Raw genomic sequence first — 933 nt, forward strand, 5'->3', positions numbered from 1 at the left:
GCTTCTGGCAGGGCTTTTTTATTCACTTTGCCGTTGGCCGTCAGGGGCCACTCGGCAATGACCACTCCCAGTTTTGGCACCATGTAATCTGGCAGGCTCTGTGCCAGAGTGGCCAGCGCCTCACTCATAAACGCTGCCTGCGCCTGCTCAGCAACGGCGTCAACCGGCTGAACATAAGCCACCAAATAAGTCCCTGCCGGGCCGTTTTTCGCCAGCACCAGGGCACTGTCTATTTCCGCCTGACGGCTCAGCTGCTGGGCAATTTCCCCCAGCTCAACGCGAAAACCGCGGATCTTAATCTGGTCATCGGCACGACCCACAAAAGCCAGGTTGCCATCAGCCAGATAGCGAACTAAGTCGCCGGTGCGGTACAAGCGCCTGCTGCTGCCTGCCACCTCCGGGTCATAAAATGGGTTGTCAATAAAGCGCTCGGCGGTCAGCTCGCTTTGATTCAGATAGCCCCGCGCCAGGCCGTCACCGCCCACGCACAGCTCACCTAAGCTGCCGTGAGGTAAGAGGTTTTGTTGCTTATCCAACACATAAGTCTGAACATTGCACAACGGTGTGCCGATATGCACGATGTCATTGGTAATTTCACCTACTGTGGCACACACAGAGGTCTCCGACGGACCATAGGCATTATAAAAAGGATAATGGGCACGCCAGCGGGCCACCACTGCCTCTTCACAGGCCTCACCTGCCACAATTAAACATTGCAGTGCCAGGTCCGTCTGCAAGGCCATGGTGGATAACAGCGCTGGCGGCAAAGTCGCATGAGTGATCTGCTGCGTTTTTAGCAACGCTGACAGCTGCTCCACGTCCGTGCGCTGTAACTCGTCGGCAATCACCAGGGTCGCACCGCAGCTCAGGGCCATGAGCCACTCCCAGGTCGCCGCATCAAAACTGATCGAGGCAAATTGCAGCACCTTACTG

General features: G+C 56.7%; 1 protein-coding gene. It reads right to left on the minus strand.

Going from position 1 to position 933, the window contains the following annotated elements:
• On the minus strand, positions 1-933 hold a 933-nt coding region (locus C3B51_RS23050), incomplete at both ends, for an amino acid adenylation domain-containing protein (RefSeq protein ID WP_165389233.1).

Source organism: Pseudoalteromonas rubra (assembly GCF_004212645.1).
Taxonomy (GTDB): Bacteria; Pseudomonadota; Gammaproteobacteria; order Enterobacterales; family Alteromonadaceae; genus Pseudoalteromonas; species Pseudoalteromonas rubra_G.